Genomic DNA, 15,600 nt, shown 5'->3' with positions numbered 1-15,600 from the left:
TGCCGGGGTCCGCCGCCCGGTTCTAGACTGGCGGTTCACTACGTGCCGGATGACCTGCTGGAACGCGGCGACCCCGTCGTTTCCCAGAGTCGAGGAGCGTGCTTTTGTTCTACAACCTGCTCAAATATGTGCTGTTGGGTCCGCTGCTCAGACTGGTCTTCCGGCCCCGGATCGAGGGCCTCGAGCACGTCCCGTCCTCCGGCGCCGCGATCGTGGCGGGGAACCACCTGTCGTTCTCGGACCACTTCCTGATGCCGGCCGTGCTGAAGCGGCGCATCACCTTCCTCGCCAAGGCCGAGTACTTCACCGGTCCCGGCCTCAAGGGACGGCTGACGGCGTTCTTCTTCCACAGCGCGGGGCAGATCCCCGTCGACCGCTCCGGCAAGGAGGCCGGTCAGGCGGCGATCCGCGAGGGCCTCGGGGTGCTGAGCAAGGGGGAACTGCTCGGCATCTACCCGGAGGGCACCCGCTCGCACGACGGCCGCCTCTACAAGGGCAAGGTCGGCGTGGCGGCGATGGCGCTCAAGGCGGGCGTCCCGGTGGTCCCCTGCGCGATGATCGGCACGTTCGAGGCGCAGCCGCCCGGCCGTAAGATCCCCCGCGTCCACCCGGTGGTGATCCGCTTCGGCGAGCCGCTGGACTTCTCGCGCTACGCGGGCATGGAGAACGAGAAGGCGATCCTGCGCGCCGTCACGGACGAGATCATGTACGCCATCCTCTCCCTCTCCGGGCAGGAGTACGTCGACCGGTACGCGGCCGACGTGAAGGCCGCGGAGGCCGGACGCGAGGCGGAGAGGCGGCGCGCGCCGCGCATGCCGCTGCGGTGAGCGCCGGACCCGGGTGAGGGGCGGCCGGAGCGTTCCGGCCGCCCCTCACCGCCGTGGCGGCCGGCGTCACGAGCCGGCCGCGCCCCTGTGTTCCGCCGCGATGCCGAAGCGGTGGTGTTCGCGGGCAGCGGACGCGACCTCGCGGACGCCGGCCACCGTGCTGATCACCGGTTCCTCCGCCGGGTCCGGCGCATCCTTCAGTTCGTCGAGTCGTCGCAGGTCATCGGCGGAGACGAGGGCGACGAGCGGCTTCCCGTGCCGGGTCACGACAACCCGCTCACCGCCGTACACCACGCGGTTGATCAGGTCGGCGAGCTCGGCCCTGGCCTGGGTCACCGGAATCTCGTAAGCCATGGGACCATCATAACGTCACGTACGTCCTGTACATTTTTTACAGACAACGAGACAGGAGGGCACCATGACGCGACCGCCCGCCCGCCAGGTCCTGCCCGAGTTCACCGCACGCACGGCGTCCGGGCACCGGACGTCCGACCCGTACGCGCGGCTGCTGGAGGAGCGGATCGTCGTCCTGGGGACGCGGATCGACGAGACCGCGGCCACCGACGTGACGGCCCAGCTCGTGTACCTGGAGCATCGCGCCCCGGACCGCGACATCTCGCTGTACGTCAACTCCCCCGGCGGCCCCTTCCACGCCATGTCCGCGCTGCACGACACCCTGACGTACGTCACCTGCGACGTCGAGACGGTCTGCCTGGGCCGCGCCGAGGGGACGGCCGCGCTGCTGCTGGCCGCGGGCGCCCCGGGCAAGCGGTACGTGCTGCCCGGCTCCCGCCTGGTGCTCCGTCAGCCCGCACTCCCGGAGCCGGTGGAGGGCAGGACGAGCGACCTGGCGGCCCAGGCCGACGAGCTGGCCCGCGTCAGGGCCCGCACGGAGGAGATGCTGGCCCGGCACACCGGCCGGCCCGTGGACCGGGTGCGGGCGGATCTGGAGCGGGACCTGGTGCTCGACGCGCAGGCCGCCGTGGACTACGGCCTCGCCGACCGGATCGTGCCGCACCACCGGGCCGCCCGCACCGCGACCGGCGCGAGGTGAGCCGCGGATGCTGCCGGAACTGCCGCCGCTGCCCGCGCTGACCCGGGCGGAGGCCGAGCTGATCGACCGTTACCTGGAGGTCGTCGACCTGCTGGGCCGGGTCAACCCGGCCCAGGGCGGCGACACCTACCGGAGCCTGCGCGCGGCCCAGGCGCTGGTCGGCACGGCGGTCGCGCTGCGCGACGCGCTGACCCTGATGCACCGGCGGGGTGAGACCGAGCTGCACGCCGAGACCCTGGCGCGCGCCCTGCGGGTGCTGGACGGCGAGCGGCGTACGGCCAGGGTCACGCTGCCGCCGCAGGCGGGGAGTTGACGGAAGCGGGCCCGGAGCGACGGGCCCGCCCGGCGACGCGCCCCGCGACGAGTTGAAACGGACCGAACGGCTTACCCCCATCCGGCGTAGACGAACCTCCTGTTTTCGGGCTGTCGAACTTGCACGCCCGGGCCCCTCCGATGGGCGGAACTGACCATTCCACCGCTGGTCCTGGCCTCCCGCGCCCTCTTGACGGTGACTCGAACGGACGGCTGTCCACCTGAACGGCTGAGTGGTGAGTAACAACACAAACCCCCCGTTCCATTGGGAAATCGACCACCTCATGAGCCAAGATCCCTGACTGACGACAAGACCCCGCCGCCGCGGCGGGGCGATCCGGGCGGACGCCGAGTCCTGCCGCCGCCCGGATGACCGGTCGACAGGAGTGGATCGGCAGGAGTGGAGGACCCAGGCACGACGGGTCGCCGGTACGCGAGCAACGCGCGCACCGAGCGGTCCTTGGGGTGAAGCCGCGTGAGCGGCCGGGCTACTTCGCCAGCCCGAATCCGACAGGTCATCCTTCACAGGCGGCTGACGAAGGGTTGCGCATGAGTGCGCTCAATCGTGTCCCGTCTCTCATGGCCCGGGCCGGCACGGCCTCGGCCCTCACCCTCGCCGCCGTGGGCGGCTCCATCGTGGTTCCGGGAGCGGCCGGGGAGGCCGCGGCGGCGACCGTGGGCACCAAGGCCCTGAAGGTCGCGGCGTCCAAGAAGGGGGCGCCGTACCAGTGGGGGGCGACCGGACCGAACCGGTTCGACTGCTCGGGCCTGACGCTGTACTCGTTCAAGAAGGTGGGGAAGAAGCTCCCCCGCACGGCCGCCCAGCAGTACAACAAGACGCGCCACATCTCCAAGAGCAGCCGGAAGGTCGGAGACCTGGTGTTCTTCCACTCGGGCAGCTACGTCTACCACGTCGGGATCTACGCGGGTAATAACAAGATCTGGCACGCGCCGAAGACCGGGGACGTGGTGCGGCTGCAGAAGATCTGGACCAAGAGCGTCTGGTACGGCCGCGTGAAGTGACGGGCGGAGGCGGCCGGCGCCCGCGGGAGCGCCGCCGCCGAGCCGCGACCGGCCACGCGGGCCCGACGCCCGCGTGGCATCCCGCACAGGGGCCCGCACGGCGCCGTCCTCAGGACGACACGCCCCGGACCCCGCACGACGCCTCCCGGAGCCTCCCCGGCCGCCCCGCCGCCCGTGACGCGACGTCACGGTTCCTGCGGAGCCGCGGCGATGACCGTCTCCGCGGGCCGGCCGGGGGCGGCGCCCGGCCACGGGAGTTCGACGGCGACCGTCTTGCCGCCCTCGCGGGTGGGGCGGATCCTCAGGCGGCCGCCGCATTCCGCGGTCAGCCAGCGGATGATGACCAGACCGCGCCCGTTGTCCTGCTGCACCGCCGCCGGGAGGCGTTTCGGGAACCGGGGATGGCTGTCCGTCACCCCGATGTGCACCCGCTCCTCCCGGACCAGGACGACGTCCACCGTGAACGTGGGCGACTGCCCGAAGGTGTGCTGTACCGCGTTCGTGGCCAGCTCGGAGACGATGAGCCGTACGGTGTCGCAGAGTTCGGCGTCCGGCGGCAGCCCCCATCCCGCCAGCGTGCCGACCGCATGGGCCCGCGCGGCGGAGACCGAGGCGGGATCGCTCGGCAGAGTGACGGATGCTTCCAGGTGGTCTGCCATGGCGACGTCGTCCCTTTCCCACGGGACCGCAGTCCGACACGGAGCGGCTGGTTCGAGTACGGTCCCGCACTGGTGCTTCGTCGCCAGACTGCCATCACCACAGGGTGCCGCGCGGCGATCCACCAACATATGCATATATCTGTCGCTCAAAGCGGTGAACTCTGCGACGGGAGACCGTGTCCGGGCGGCCCGGAAGGGGTAAGGAGAGGCCCATGCAGCACGGCCCCGCGGTGCGCCGCAGGAAACTGGGCGCCGAACTGCGCGCGCTGCGCATCGCGGCCGGGCTCACGAGCGGCGACGCGGCCCGGCTGGCGGGCTGGCACCAGTCGAAGGTGAGCCGGATCGAGACGGGCACGAGCGGGGTGAAACCGGCCGACGTGCGGTTGCTTCTCGACGCCTACGGCGTGCACGACCCGCAGTTGCGGGAGTTGCTGCTGGTGCTGTCGGGCACCGGCGACGGCGACGGACGGCACCACTGGTGGCACGCGTACCGCGGTGTGCTGCCCCCGACCTACCGGGACTTCATCAGTCTGGAGTCGCAGGCGAGCGCGATGCGCACCCTGGAGACCACCGTCGTCCCCGGGCTGCTGCAGACACCCGAGTACGCGCGGGCGGTGACGGAGGCCGCCCTGGAGGGCGCGTCGGAGGAGCGGCTCGACGCCCTCGTGGAGGTGCGGCTGGCGCGGCAGGACGTGCTGCGGGCCGAGCCGCCGCTGGAGCTGTGGGCGGTGCTGGACGAGGCCGTGCTGCGCCGGGAGGTGGGCGGCCCCGAGGTGATGTCACGCCAGCTGAACCGGCTGGTCGAGGCGTCCCGGCTGCCTCAAGTCCGGCTGCAGGTGCTGCCGTTCAGCGCGGGCGCGCACATCGGCGTCACGGGGCCTTTCGTCATCTTTTCATTTCCGCGCACTTCTGACCTGGATGTAGTGGTCCACGACCATCTGACGACTAGTCACTACCTGGAACGGAAAGAAGACCTCCGGGCGTACTCGGAGGCCTTCGAGGCCCTGGCGAGCCACGCCCTCTCACCCGAGGAATCGTCGGAATTCATCGCCGGCACAGCGGCCGGCGCGTAAGGAGGCACGATGCCCGCACCGCCTCGGACCATCCCGTCCAGCCTCGCCCTGCGCGGCGTGCGGTGGCTGCGCAGCAGCTACAGCACGGGGGCGAACAACTGTGTGGAGACGGCCCGGCCGACCGCCGGCCCGCCGGCCGGACTGCTCGCCGTGCGTGACAGCAAGGCCCCGGACGGGCCCGCGCTGCTCTTCACCCCTGACGCCTGGGCGCGTTTCCTGACGGCGGTCCACTGATCCGGCCCCGTCCTCGTCCCTGATCCGGACCGTCCGGCCGGTTCAGCCGGTCCGACCGGTCATCCGTGCCTCGCGCGACGCACGGCCGTGCCCCGCCGACTCATGGCCGCGTTTCGCCGATCACCCGTACAGCGCGTTCGATCTCCGCCCCGGACAGGTCCGCCCGGGCGGTCAGTCTGAGCCGTGAGATGCCGTCGGGAACGGAAGGAGGACGGAAGCAGCCCACGGACAGACCGGCCGTCCGGCAGTCGGCCGCCCAACGCACGGCCTGCTCCGGGGAGGGAGCGCGCACGGAGACGACCGCGGCGTCCGGACGCACCGCTTCCAGACCCGCGGCCGTCAGCCGGGTGTGCAGTTCGCGCGCGACCTCGGCCGCCCGCGCCGCACGTCCCGGCTCGCGGCGCAGCAGCCGCAGCGCCGCCAGGGCCGCGCCCGCCGCCGCGGGGGCGAGACCGGTGTCGAAGATGAACGTCCGCGCCGCGTTGACCAGATGGCCGATCACCCGGGCCGGACCCAGCACCGCCCCGCCCTGGCTGCCGAGCGACTTGGACAGCGTCACCGTCACGACGACGTCCCCGTCGCCCGCGATCCCCGCCGCGTGCGGGGCGCCCCGGCCGCCGTCGCCCAGCACGCCGAGCCCGTGCGCGTCGTCGAGCACCAGACCCGCGCCGTGCTCCCGGCACGCCTGGGCCAGCGCGGCGAGCGGCGCGGCGTCGCCGTCCACCGAGAACACCGTGTCCGACACCGCCACGGCCGGGCCCGCGTGACCGTCCAGCGCCTTGCGCACGGCGTCCGGGTCGCGGTGGGCCACCACCTGCGTCGCGCCCCGGGCCAGCCGGCAGCCGTCGATCAGCGAGGCGTGGTTGCCCGCGTCGGAGACGATCAGCGAGCCGTGCGGGGCCAGGGCGGTGACGGCGGCGAGGTTGGCCGCGTAGCCGGAGGAGAAGACCAGGGCGGCCTCGAAGCCGCAGAAGCCGGCCAGTTCGCGCTCGAGTTCGGCGTGCAGTTCCGTGGTGCCGGTGACCAGTCGGGAGCCGGTCGCGCCGCCGCCCCAGGTGCGTGCCGCCCGCGCGGCCCCCTCGGTGACCTCGGGGTGGCGGGCGAGGCCGAGGTAGTCGTTGCTCGCCAGGTCGAGGAGCGGCGTGCCTGCCGGCCGGGGGCGCAGGGTGCGGACGAGCCCGGCCCTGCGGCGCAGTTCCGCCTGCTCGTCGATCCAGCCGAACGCCATGGGTCCTCCGGGGATTTCGTGGACAGTGCACAGACATTAGCGGCAGGACGTTCCCGCCACGGTGTGGTGATACCCACACCGCCGGACGGCTCTGTTGTCCGGGGTCTCCTTGGCCAGGACGGCCCCGGTAGGACAGGATCGGCTCCCATGGACCTGCTGAACACGCTGGTGGACAAAGGGCTTCGACGCGAGACGCCGACACGGGCCGAGGCGCTGGCCGTCCTCGCGACGTCCGACGACGACCTGCTCGACGTGGTGGCCGCGGCCGGGAAGGTGCGCAGGCACTGGTTCGGCCGCCGGGTGAAACTCAACTATCTGGTCAACCTCAAGTCCGGGCTGTGTCCGGAGGACTGTTCCTACTGCTCCCAGCGGCTCGGTTCCAAGGCCGACATCCTCAAGTACACCTGGCTGAAGCCGGACGAGGCGTCCCGGGCGGCCGCCGCGGGTCTGGCCGGCGGCGCGAAGCGGGTGTGCCTGGTGGCCAGCGGGCGCGGCCCGACGGACCGGGACGTGGACCGGGTGTCCGACACCATCAGGGCGATCAAGGAGCAGAACCAGGACGTCGAGGTGTGCGCCTGCCTGGGCCTGCTCTCGGACGGCCAGGCGGAGCGGCTGCGCGAGGCGGGCGCGGACGCCTACAACCACAACCTCAACACGTCCGAGTCGACGTACGGGGAGATCACGACCACGCACACCTACGCCGACCGGGTCGACACGGTGCGCAAGGCGCACGCGGCCGGTCTGTCCGCCTGTTCCGGGCTGATCGCGGGCATGGGCGAGACCGACGAGGACCTGGTCGACGTGGTGTTCTCGCTGCGCGAGCTGGACCCGGACTCGGTGCCGGTCAACTTCCTGATCCCGTTCGAGGGCACCCCGCTCGCCAAGGAGTGGAACCTCACCCCGCAGCGCTGCCTGCGCATCCTGGCGATGGTGCGGTTCGTCTGTCCGGACGTCGAGGTGCGGATCGCCGGCGGCCGCGAGGTGCATCTGCGCACGATGCAGCCGCTCGCGCTGCACCTGGCCAACTCGATCTTCCTCGGCGACTACCTCACCAGCGAGGGCCAGGCCGGCAAGGCGGACCTGGAGATGATCGCGGACGCCGGGTTCGAGGTGGAGGGCGCCGGAGAGGTCACCCTGCCCGGACACCGGACGGGTGCGGGGTGCGGCGCGCACGACGGGACCGGCTGCGGTACCCACGCGGGCGGCGGCTGCGGCTCCCACGAGAGCGGCGGCGTCTGCGGGACGGCCCCCTCCGGCACGTCCGCCCCCGCCGCCTCGGCGGACGAGCCGCGTCCCGACCTGGTGGCCGTGCGCCGCCGGGGCGCGGGAACGGACCTCGCGCCCAATGCCTGACCCGTCCGTCGCCGCGCTGCTGGAGCTCGACCGGCGGCACGTGTGGCATCCGTACGGGCCCATGCCGGGGCGTCAGGAGCCGCTCGTCGTCGCGTCGGCGAGCGGTGTCCGGCTGACCCTCGCCGACGGGTCGGGCGAGCTGGTCGACGGCATGTCGTCCTGGTGGTCGGCGATCCACGGCTACAACCACCCGGTGCTCAACGAGGCCGCCCGTGACCAGCTCGGCCGGATGAGCCACGTGATGTTCGGCGGGCTCACGCACGAGCCCGCCGTACGGCTCGCGAAGCTCCTCGTCGACATGTCGCCGGACGGCCTGGAGCACGTCTTCCTGGCCGACTCGGGGTCGGTGTCGGTCGAGGTCGCGGTCAAGATGTGCCTGCAGTACTGGCGTTCGCTGGGCCGCCCCGAGAAGCGGCGGTTGCTCACCTGGCGGGGCGGCTACCACGGCGACACCTGGCACCCGATGTCGGTGTGCGACCCGGACGGCGGGATGCACGACCTGTGGTCCGGGGTGCTGCCGCGCCAGGTGTTCGCCGACGCCCCGCCCGGCCCGTACGAGGAGGGGTACGCCGGCCACCTGCGGGAGCTGGTCGGGCGGCACGCCCGTGAACTGGCCGCGGTGATCGTGGAACCGGTGGTGCAGGGTGCGGGCGGGATGCGGTTCCACTCCCCCGCGTATCTGCGGGTGCTGCGGGAGGCGTGCGACGAGCACGACGTGCTGCTGGTCTTCGACGAGATCGCCACCGGGTTCGGCCGCACGGGCACGCTCTTCGCGGCGGAGCACGCGGCCGTGTCGCCGGACGTGATGTGTGTGGGCAAGGCGCTGACCGGCGGTTACCTCACGATGGCGGCGACCCTGTGCGCCTCGCGGGTGGCCGAGGGCATCTCGCGGGGCGAGGTGCCGGTGCTGGCGCACGGCCCGACCTTCATGGGCAACCCCCTGGCGGCGGCCGTGGCCTGCGCCTCCGTCGAGTTGCTGCTCGGGCAGGACTGGCGCGCGGAGGTCGAGCGCATCGAGTCGGGGCTGCGCGAAGGGCTGGCGGAGGCCGCCGGGCTGCCCGGGGTGCGGGACGTACGGGTGCTGGGAGCGATCGGGGTCGTCCAGCTCGATCACGATGTCGACCTGGCCGCGGCCACCCGGGCGGCGGTGCGGGAGGGCGTCTGGCTGCGGCCGTTCCGCGATCTGGTGTACACGATGCCGCCGTACGTCACGGGTGACGCGGACGTCGCGCGGATCGCCCGCGCGGTGTGCGCGGCGGCGAAGGAGGGATGACATGCCGGTACTGGTGGTGACGGGCACGAACACCGAGGTGGGCAAGACCGTGGTGACGGCCGCGGTCGCCGCGACGGCGCTGGCGGGCGGCCGTTCGGTGGCGGTGCTCAAGGCCGCGCAGACGGGCGTGGGCCCGGATGAGCCCGGGGACGCGGCGGAGGCCGCGCGGCTGGCCGGGCCGGTCACACCGGCCGAGCTGGCCCGCTATCCCGAGCCGCTGGCGCCCGGCACGGCGGCCCGCCGGGCGGGCCGGGCGCCCGTGCACCCGCACGAGATCGCCGAAGGAGCCGCCAAGCTGGCCACCGAGCACGACCTGGTGCTGGTGGAGGGCGCGGGCGGCCTGCTGGTCCGGTTCGACGCGGCCGGCGGGACGCTGGCGGACGCGGCGGACCTGCTGCGCGCGCCGGTCCTGGTGGTGGCGTCCGCCGCACTGGGCACCCTCAACGTCACGGAGCTGACGGTCCGGGAACTGCGCGGGCGCGGGCTGGAGCCGGTGGGGGTGGTGATCGGAAGCTGGCCGGCGGACCCCGGTCTGGCGGAGCGCTGCAACCTGCTGGACCTGCCGGACGTCACCGGCGTCCCGCTGCTGGGCGCCGTCCCCGAGGGCGCGGGACGCCTGGACCCGGCCGCCTTCCGGGCGGCCGCCCCGCACTGGCTCGCGCCCCGGCTCGAGGGCACCTGGGACGCGGAGGCGTTCCACACGCGCGAGGCGCCGGCCCGCACACGGTGATTCGCCGGGCGGGCCGACGGGGAGAATCGCCGTAGGCCCGACCCGGGGAGGTCCCGATGCAGGTGCGGTCCCCCCGCTCCGCGCAGGCGGTGCGGGATCCCGTGCACCACCCGGTCTTCGCCCGCTGGTACGCCCGCTGCAGCGCCGCCGCCGAGAGCCGCGGGATGGCGGACGTACGGCGCGGGCTGCTCCGCGGCCTGTCCGGGCGGGTGATCGAGGTCGGCGCGGGCAACGGCCTGAACTTCGCCCACTACCCGGGCACCGTCTCGGAGGTCGTCGCCATGGAGCCGGAGCGGGCGCTGCGCGCGCTGGCCGTGGAGGCGGCGCTGCGGGCGGGGATGCCGGTGGACGTGGCGCCCGGGGTGGCGGAGGCGCTGCCCGTCAAGAGCGAGGCGTTCGACGCGGCGGTGCTGTCGCTGGTGCTGTGCAGCGTGCGGGACGTGCGGCGGGCGCTCGCGGAGGTGCGGCGCGTGCTGCGGCCCGGTGGCGAGGTGCGGTTCTTCGAGCACGGCGCGGGCGGCGGACGGGTCATGCGCGCGACCCAGCGGGCGCTGGACCGCACGGTGTGGCCGCCGCTGGCGGGCGGCTGCCATCTGTCCCGCGAGCCGGTCGGGGCGCTGCGCGAGGCGGGCTTCGAACTGGGCCCCTACCGGCGCATGACGATCCCCGGGAACGGGCCCGCGCTGCCGCAGTCGTTCTGCGTCATCGGCACCGCGTGGCGGCCCCTCGCCGACGCGAGGGCCGAGGGCGGGTGATCAGGCGCACCAGCGGCGCAGTTCGGCCGCGATGGCGTCGACGTCCGCGTCCCCCGTCTTGACCAGGCGGGCCAGGTCGCGCACCTGTTCGGGCGAGGTGACGACCTTCAGCCCGCTGGCGACCAGGTAGGCGTACGCGACGGCGGAGGCGAAGAGCGCGTTGGAGCGCTCCAGCGCGGGGACGTGGATCAGCAGCTGGAGCAGCGCGGCGGCGCGGCTGTGCGGGGTGTCGTAGACGGGGACGTCGAATATCTCGGCGTCATGACGGGCGACGGCGGCGACGAGGGCGCCCCAGTCGGTGACCTGGGGGTCGCCGGGGGTCTGCCGCTCGGCGAGCATGAGCAGCCAGGCGAGGTCGATGCGTACGTGGTCCAAGGGTCAGCGGCGGCCTTCGCGCACGCCCTCGCGGTCCCTGCCGAACTCCTCGGCGAAGACGCTCTCGTACTGCTTCATGAAGTCGGCGGCGGCCTCGACGAAGGCGCGTCCGGACTCGCCGGTGTCCTGCCGGACCAGTTCCTCGATGTAGCGGTTGACGCTGATGCCTCGCGCCAGGGCACGCTCCCGGGCCGCGCGGGCGGTGCCCTCGTCCACGCGCACGTTCAGCTGAGTCTTCGCCATACCTCGAAGCTAGCGCCGCGACGCTAGCAGCGGCAAGGGAGCCGGCGCGCGAGCTCACGTGTCCCTTACATCGGAGTCCGGGACCAGACCTGGGGCGGAGACGGTCCGGCACTCACGGGGGATGTCCCGGGCGCGCCGGGCGGCCTTACCGTCGGCGCGACATGCTCGACCCGGTTGTCCACACCGAGGAGGCGGCCTTGTCCACACCCGCTGCGGAGCACACCCCGGGCCTCGCGTCGGCCGACGGAACCGCGGCCCGCGCCCGCGGTCTGACCAAGGCGTACGGCTCGGGCGAGACGGCGGTGACCGCCCTCGACTCGGTGGACGTGGACATCGCACGCGGGCGCTTCACCGCCGTGATGGGGCCGTCGGGCTCCGGGAAGTCCACGCTGATGCACTGTCTGGCAGGGCTGGACACCGTCTCGGCCGGCCAGGTGTGGCTCGGCGACACCGAGATCACCGGGCTGAGGGACCGTGAGCTGACCCGGCTGCGGCGGGACCGCGTCGGGTTCATGTTCCAGTCGTTCAACCTGATCCCCACGCTGAACGCGCGGGAGAACATCACCCTGCCCATGGGCATCGCCGGACGGAAGCCCGACGAGGAGTGGCTGGACCGGGTCGTCGACACGCTCGGTCTGCGCGACCGGCTGAAGCACCGGCCCGCGCAACTGTCGGGCGGCCAGCAGCAGCGGGTGGCCTGCGCGCGCGCCCTGGCCTCCCGGCCCGAGCTGATCTTCGCCGACGAGCCGACCGGCAACCTCGACTCGCGGGCCGGCCTCGAGGTGCTGGGCTTCCTGCGGGAGGCGGTGGACCGGCTGGGCCAGACGGTGGTCATGGTCACCCACGACCCCGGCGCCGCCGCCCACTCCGACCTGGTCCTGTTCCTGGCGGACGGCCGCATCGTGGACGAGATGCGACGGCCCACGGCGGAGTCGGTCCTGGAACGGATGAAGCGGTTCGACGTCGTGCGCGCGGCGACGGAGCCGGGCGCGTCCGGTGGCGGCGTCGCGTCGCCGGGCGGCGAGGAGGACTGACGGCGCGCTGAAGGCCACCCCGCGCGGCTTCCTCGCGCACCCGCCACGCTGACGGCCGGGCCGGCCCCGGCCGGCGGGGCGCCGGTGGCCGGCGCCCCGATGTCGCGGTCCCCCGACGAGCAGGCCGACAAGACGCCGGGCGCGGGCTTCGTGATCCGGAACGCCGCCTTCATGCCGTTCCCGCCGGAGATCACCGGCGCCGCGGGCGTCGCGGACGAACGTGCGGGAGACCGTCGTCCATGAGTGCGCCACGCGCGCGGGCCCTTCGCGCGGCCGGTCCGCATCGTGGAACTCCGTGCTCACGGCCGGTCCGCCGTGCTGGGATCGGGCGTATGAGTGAACTGCCGAGCGCACTGCGGACCCGGGCCGCCGGCCCCGACGACCTCGACGCGGTGCTGGCCTTCTGGAAGACGTCCGCCGAGGGCACGAGCATCAGCGACGACCGGGGCGGCGTGGAGCTGCTGGTCGCCCGCGACCCCGAGGCGCTGATCCTCGCCGAGCGGGACGGCGAGCTGGTCGGCACGGTGATCGCGGGCTTCGACGGGTGGCGCTGCCACCTGTACCGCCTGGCGGTGCACCCGGAGCACCGCCGCCGGGGGATCGCCACGGCGCTGCTGGCCGCCGCCGAGGAGCGGTTCGTGACGCTCGGCGGGCGCCGCGCTGACGCGATGGTGCTGCAGCGCAACGAGACCGCCCATCATGCGTGGGCCGCGGCGGGGTATGCGGCGGAGGAACGGTGGCGGCGCTGGGTGAAGCCCCTGACCGGGTGATCCACGGTCCGCCGGCCGGACTTTGCCCATCCTTTGCCCCGTGAGGGCCACTCGGTCCTCCATGAAAGGTTGTGTCTCCGCCCGTGGGCCCGCCTCCGGTTGCCGACATCGCGCGTCCGATCCCGTCCTGTCCGACGATGGGACGGAGGTGACCCCCCGATGACCGAAGTGCTCCTCCTGCTGGCGGCGATCCTGCTGTCGCTCCTGTGCGGGGTGTTCGTGGCCGCCGAGTTCTCCCTGACCACGGTCGAGCGCTCCGACCTGGAGCGGGCGGTGGAGCGCGGCGAGCGCGGCGCGGCCGGCGCGCTCAAGGCCGTCCGCAGCCTGACCTTCCAGCTCTCCGGGGCTCAGCTCGGCATCACCGTCACCAACCTGGTGGTCGGCATGCTGGCCGAGCCGTCGATCGCCGCGTTGATCACGGGCCCGCTGCGGGACATCGGCGTCTCCGGCTCCGTGGCGCGCTCGCTGGCGCTGGTGATCGGCACGGGCCTGTCGACGGTGTTCCTGATGGTGGTCGGCGAGCTGGTGCCGAAGAACTGGGCGATCTCCTCGCCGCTGGCGATCGCCAAGCGGGCGGGCAACGCGCAGCGCTGGTTCAGCGCCGCGTTCCGCCCGTTCATCACCCATCTGAACAACTCGGCCAACCGGATGGTGCGCCGCATCGGACTGGAGCCGGCCGAGGAGCTGGAGTCCGCGCGCAGCCCGCAGGAGCTGGCCGCGCTGGCCCGGCACTCCGCCAAGGAGGGCGCCCTGGAGCCGGACACCGCGGAGCTGTTCGTCCGCACGCTGAACCTCGCCGGCCTGACCGCGGAGAACGTGATGACGCCCCGCGTCCAGGTCATCGCCCTGGAGGAGAGCGCGACCTGCGAGGACGTGGCGAACGCGACCCGGGCGACCGGGCTGTCCCGGTTCCCCGTCTACCGCGGGACGCTGGACTCGGTCGTCGGCACGGCGCACGTCAAGGACGTGCTCGCGCTGCCCGCCGGGCGCCGCCCCGAGGTGCCCGTGTCGGAGCTGATGCGCGAACCGCTGCTGGTGCCCGGGTCGCTCACCGTCGACCGGCTGCTGGACCGGCTGTCCGGCCGCCGCACCATGGCGGTCGTCATCGACGAGTACGGCGGCACGGCGGGGGTGGCCACCCTGGAGGACATCGTGGAGGAGGTCGTCGGCGAGGTCATCGACGAGCACGACCCGCACGAGACGCCCGACCTGGCCCGCACCGGCACCGACGAGGCGGGCCGCGAGCTGTTCTCCGCCGACGGCTCCGCGCGCCTGGACCAGCTGGCGCGGGTCGGGCTGCGCGCCCCCGAGGGGCCGTACGAGACGCTGGCCGGCCTGGTGGCCGCCGAGCTGGGCCGGATCCCGGAGGCCGGTGACTCCCTCGAGGTGGCCGGCTGGCGGCTGGAGGTCGCGGACGCCTCCGGCCGCCGCGCGGCGCGCGTGCTGCTGCGCGCGCCCCGCGACGACGCCCGGACCGCACGGCCGGACGGTGACGGATCCGCGTCCGCCGGTGTCCACGACGACCCGGGGGCCCGCCGATGACCGCCGTGCAACTGCTGATCGGCCTGGCCACTCTGGTCGCCAACGCCTTCTTCGTCGGCGCGGAGTTCGCCCTGATCTCGGTGCGCCGCAGCCAGATCGAGCCGTACGCCGACGAGGGCGACCGGCGCGCCAAGCGGGTGCTGTGGGGCCTGGAGCACGTGTCCCAGCTGATGGCGGCCGCGCAGCTGGGCATCACGCTGTGCACCCTGGTCCTCGGCATCGTCGCCGAGCCCGCCATCGCCCATCTGCTGGAACCGGTGTTCCACGCGGTGGGCTTCCCCGAGGGTGCCGGACACGCGGTGTCCTTCGTGATCGCGCTGACCCTCGCCACGTACCTGCACATGCTGCTCGGGGAGATGGTGCCGAAGAACATCGCGCTCGCGGAGCCGGTGCGCAGCGCGCTGATGCTGGGGCCGCCGCTGGTGGCGCTGTCCCGCGCGCTGCGCCCGGTGATCTTCACCGTGAACGCCTTCGCGAACACGCTGCTGAGGCTGTTGCGGGTGGAGACGCGGGACGAGGTGGCCGCGTCCTTCTCGGACGCCGAGCTGGCGCAGATCGTGAAGGACTCCGGCGAGGCGGGTCTGATCGACGACCGGGCCCGTGAGCGGCTCAACGACGCGCTGGAGCTGGGCCGTCGTCCGGTGCGGGACGTGGTGATGCCGCTGGAGCGGGTGGTCTACGCGCGCCTGGGCGTCACGCCGGAGGAGCTGGAGCGGCTCGCGGCGGAGTCCGGTTTCTCGCGGTTCCCGGTGGTGGACGAGCAGCGGCGGATCGTCGGCTATCTGCACGTCAAGGACGCTTTGGACGCCTCGCCGCGGGACATGCCGTTCCGGCTGCGGGACATGCGGCCCATCGCCCGGATCCGGGAGAACACGCCGATGGACGACGTGCTCACCGCGATGCGGGGCAGCCGGGCGCATCTGGCGGCCGTGCTCGGGACGGACGGGCGGCTGGCGGGGCTGGTGACGATGGAGGACGTGCTGCGGGAGCTGTTCGGGCAGCGGACCTGAGCGGTTCCCCCGGACGCGGGAAGCCGGCCTTCCGGGCGCGGGAAGCCGGCCTTCCGGGCGCGAGGGAGCCGGTTCTTCCGGACGTGTGGGAGCCGGCCTCTCCCG

19 protein-coding genes are annotated in these 15,600 nt (G+C 73.4%); 14 read left to right on the top strand and 5 right to left on the bottom strand.

Translation table 11 applies throughout. The features are described 5' to 3' along the window. The first annotated feature begins 104 nt into the window (after nt 1-104). Nucleotides 105-827, top strand: a complete 723-nt coding sequence (locus C1708_RS28070; protein ID WP_106415304.1) for a lysophospholipid acyltransferase family protein — start codon at nt 105-107, stop codon at nt 825-827. Between the two features lie 66 nt (nt 828-893). On the opposite strand, the gene C1708_RS28065 is transcribed toward C1708_RS28070, so the two are convergent. Further along, on the bottom strand, nt 894-1,181 hold the full coding sequence (locus C1708_RS28065) for a type II toxin-antitoxin system Phd/YefM family antitoxin (protein WP_106415303.1): 288 nt from the start codon (nt 1,179-1,181) through the stop codon (nt 894-896). A 64-nt stretch (nt 1,182-1,245) separates the two neighbouring features. Here C1708_RS28065 and C1708_RS28060 point away from each other — a divergent pair, with 64 nt between their 5' ends. The 3 genes from C1708_RS28060 (at nt 1,246) to C1708_RS28050 (ending at nt 3,216) form a co-directional block, all read left to right on the top strand. Then, nucleotides 1,246-1,881 carry an ATP-dependent Clp protease proteolytic subunit gene (locus C1708_RS28060; protein WP_106415302.1) on the top strand — a complete coding sequence of 212 codons (636 nt, stop codon included), beginning with the start codon at nt 1,246-1,248 and terminating at the stop codon, nt 1,879-1,881. 7 nt (nt 1,882-1,888) lie between these two features. Continuing rightward, nucleotides 1,889-2,194 (top strand): hypothetical protein, encoded by a 306-nt coding sequence (locus C1708_RS28055; RefSeq protein ID WP_106415301.1) that lies wholly within the window; start codon nt 1,889-1,891, stop codon nt 2,192-2,194. Nucleotides 2,195-2,742: 548 nt separating this feature from the next. Further along, nucleotides 2,743-3,216, top strand: a complete 474-nt coding sequence (locus tag C1708_RS28050; RefSeq protein WP_106415300.1) for a C40 family peptidase — start codon at nt 2,743-2,745, stop codon at nt 3,214-3,216. Nucleotides 3,217-3,401: 185 nt separating this feature from the next. Here the strand turns inward: C1708_RS28050 and C1708_RS28045 are convergent, their stop codons facing one another. Beyond that, complete coding sequence (locus C1708_RS28045) at nt 3,402-3,875, bottom strand: ATP-binding protein (protein ID WP_106415299.1); 474 nt, start codon at nt 3,873-3,875, stop codon at nt 3,402-3,404. A gap of 212 nt (nt 3,876-4,087) precedes the next feature. Here C1708_RS28045 and C1708_RS28040 point away from each other — a divergent pair, with 212 nt between their 5' ends. Both C1708_RS28040 and C1708_RS28035 read left to right on the top strand, forming a co-directional pair. Next, on the top strand, nt 4,088-4,948 hold the full coding sequence (locus tag C1708_RS28040) for a helix-turn-helix domain-containing protein (protein ID WP_106415298.1): 861 nt from the start codon (nt 4,088-4,090) through the stop codon (nt 4,946-4,948). 9 nt (nt 4,949-4,957) lie between these two features. Then, complete coding sequence (locus C1708_RS28035) at nt 4,958-5,182, top strand: DUF397 domain-containing protein (RefSeq protein ID WP_106415297.1); 225 nt, start codon at nt 4,958-4,960, stop codon at nt 5,180-5,182. 100 nt (nt 5,183-5,282) lie between these two features. Here C1708_RS28035 and C1708_RS28030 read toward each other — a convergent pair whose 3' ends face one another. After that, nucleotides 5,283-6,410: an 8-amino-7-oxononanoate synthase gene (locus C1708_RS28030; protein ID WP_106415296.1), complete on the bottom strand. Its 1,128-nt coding sequence runs from the start codon at nt 6,408-6,410 to the stop codon at nt 5,283-5,285. Nucleotides 6,411-6,557: 147 nt separating this feature from the next. Here C1708_RS28030 and bioB point away from each other — a divergent pair, with 147 nt between their 5' ends. The 4 genes from bioB to C1708_RS28010 are packed head-to-tail and all read left to right on the top strand — an operon-like array spanning nt 6,558 to nt 10,521. Continuing rightward, nucleotides 6,558-7,763 carry a biotin synthase BioB gene (bioB, locus tag C1708_RS28025; RefSeq protein ID WP_106415295.1) on the top strand — a complete coding sequence of 402 codons (1,206 nt, stop codon included), beginning with the start codon at nt 6,558-6,560 and terminating at the stop codon, nt 7,761-7,763. Continuing rightward, nucleotides 7,756-9,036, top strand: a complete 1,281-nt coding sequence (locus C1708_RS28020) for an adenosylmethionine--8-amino-7-oxononanoate transaminase (RefSeq protein ID WP_106415294.1) — start codon at nt 7,756-7,758, stop codon at nt 9,034-9,036. Before bioB ends, C1708_RS28020 begins: the two co-directional genes overlap by 8 nt. 1 nt (nt 9,037) lies before the next feature. Beyond that, nucleotides 9,038-9,766 carry a dethiobiotin synthase gene (bioD, locus tag C1708_RS28015; protein ID WP_106415293.1) on the top strand — a complete coding sequence of 243 codons (729 nt, stop codon included), beginning with the start codon at nt 9,038-9,040 and terminating at the stop codon, nt 9,764-9,766. Between the two features lie 56 nt (nt 9,767-9,822). Beyond that, nucleotides 9,823-10,521: a class I SAM-dependent methyltransferase gene (locus C1708_RS28010; RefSeq protein ID WP_106415292.1), complete on the top strand. Its 699-nt coding sequence runs from the start codon at nt 9,823-9,825 to the stop codon at nt 10,519-10,521. On the opposite strand, the gene C1708_RS28005 is transcribed toward C1708_RS28010, so the two are convergent. Continuing rightward, nucleotides 10,522-10,896 carry a fic family toxin-antitoxin system, toxin component gene (locus C1708_RS28005; protein ID WP_106415291.1) on the bottom strand — a complete coding sequence of 125 codons (375 nt, stop codon included), beginning with the start codon at nt 10,894-10,896 and terminating at the stop codon, nt 10,522-10,524. A 3-nt stretch (nt 10,897-10,899) separates the two neighbouring features. Next, complete coding sequence (locus C1708_RS28000; RefSeq protein ID WP_106415290.1) at nt 10,900-11,139, bottom strand: toxin-antitoxin system HicB family antitoxin; 240 nt, start codon at nt 11,137-11,139, stop codon at nt 10,900-10,902. Between the two features lie 197 nt (nt 11,140-11,336). Here C1708_RS28000 and C1708_RS27995 point away from each other — a divergent pair, with 197 nt between their 5' ends. From C1708_RS27995 to C1708_RS27980, 4 genes are all read left to right on the top strand, one after another. After that, entirely contained in the window at nt 11,337-12,173 is an 837-nt protein-coding gene (locus C1708_RS27995) for an ABC transporter ATP-binding protein (RefSeq protein WP_106416516.1), read from the top strand. Between the two features lie 332 nt (nt 12,174-12,505). Continuing rightward, nucleotides 12,506-12,943 (top strand): GNAT family N-acetyltransferase, encoded by a 438-nt coding sequence (locus C1708_RS27990; RefSeq protein ID WP_106415289.1) that lies wholly within the window; start codon nt 12,506-12,508, stop codon nt 12,941-12,943. Between the two features lie 159 nt (nt 12,944-13,102). Next, nucleotides 13,103-14,485 carry a hemolysin family protein gene (locus tag C1708_RS27985; protein WP_106415288.1) on the top strand — a complete coding sequence of 461 codons (1,383 nt, stop codon included), beginning with the start codon at nt 13,103-13,105 and terminating at the stop codon, nt 14,483-14,485. Beyond that, nucleotides 14,482-15,495 carry a hemolysin family protein gene (locus C1708_RS27980; protein WP_106415287.1) on the top strand — a complete coding sequence of 338 codons (1,014 nt, stop codon included), beginning with the start codon at nt 14,482-14,484 and terminating at the stop codon, nt 15,493-15,495. The genes C1708_RS27985 and C1708_RS27980 overlap by 4 nt, the downstream gene beginning before the upstream one ends. The last annotated feature ends 105 nt before the right edge of the window (nt 15,496-15,600 follow it).

It is taken from the genome of Streptomyces sp. DH-12, assembly GCF_002899455.1.
Taxonomy (GTDB): domain Bacteria; phylum Actinomycetota; class Actinomycetes; order Streptomycetales; family Streptomycetaceae; genus Streptomyces.
The sequence above is the reverse complement of the archived record's forward strand: the minus strand, read 5'-3'. Positions and strand labels throughout refer to the sequence as shown.

Bases quoted from the DNA above. Each gene is read 5' to 3' on its own strand.
- bioB (WP_106415295.1), top strand. From the start codon at position 6,558: ATGGACCTGCTGAACACGCTGGTGGACAAAGGGCTTCGACGCGAGACG.
- C1708_RS28000 (WP_106415290.1), bottom strand. From the start codon at position 11,139: ATGGCGAAGACTCAGCTGAACGTGCGCGTGGACGAGGGCACCGCCCGC.
- C1708_RS27980 (WP_106415287.1), top strand. From the start codon at position 14,482: ATGACCGCCGTGCAACTGCTGATCGGCCTGGCCACTCTGGTCGCCAAC.
- C1708_RS28065 (WP_106415303.1), bottom strand. From the start codon at position 1,181: ATGGCTTACGAGATTCCGGTGACCCAGGCCAGGGCCGAGCTCGCCGAC.
- C1708_RS28020 (WP_106415294.1), top strand. From the start codon at position 7,756: ATGCCTGACCCGTCCGTCGCCGCGCTGCTGGAGCTCGACCGGCGGCAC.
- C1708_RS27985 (WP_106415288.1), top strand. From the start codon at position 13,103: ATGACCGAAGTGCTCCTCCTGCTGGCGGCGATCCTGCTGTCGCTCCTG.
- bioD (WP_106415293.1), top strand. From the start codon at position 9,038: ATGCCGGTACTGGTGGTGACGGGCACGAACACCGAGGTGGGCAAGACC.
- C1708_RS28060 (WP_106415302.1), top strand. From the start codon at position 1,246: ATGACGCGACCGCCCGCCCGCCAGGTCCTGCCCGAGTTCACCGCACGC.
- C1708_RS28010 (WP_106415292.1), top strand. From the start codon at position 9,823: ATGCAGGTGCGGTCCCCCCGCTCCGCGCAGGCGGTGCGGGATCCCGTG.
- C1708_RS28055 (WP_106415301.1), top strand. From the start codon at position 1,889: ATGCTGCCGGAACTGCCGCCGCTGCCCGCGCTGACCCGGGCGGAGGCC.
- C1708_RS28045 (WP_106415299.1), bottom strand. From the start codon at position 3,875: ATGGCAGACCACCTGGAAGCATCCGTCACTCTGCCGAGCGATCCCGCC.
- C1708_RS28040 (WP_106415298.1), top strand. From the start codon at position 4,088: ATGCAGCACGGCCCCGCGGTGCGCCGCAGGAAACTGGGCGCCGAACTG.
- C1708_RS28050 (WP_106415300.1), top strand. From the start codon at position 2,743: ATGAGTGCGCTCAATCGTGTCCCGTCTCTCATGGCCCGGGCCGGCACG.
- C1708_RS27990 (WP_106415289.1), top strand. From the start codon at position 12,506: ATGAGTGAACTGCCGAGCGCACTGCGGACCCGGGCCGCCGGCCCCGAC.
- C1708_RS28030 (WP_106415296.1), bottom strand. From the start codon at position 6,410: ATGGCGTTCGGCTGGATCGACGAGCAGGCGGAACTGCGCCGCAGGGCC.
- C1708_RS28035 (WP_106415297.1), top strand. From the start codon at position 4,958: ATGCCCGCACCGCCTCGGACCATCCCGTCCAGCCTCGCCCTGCGCGGC.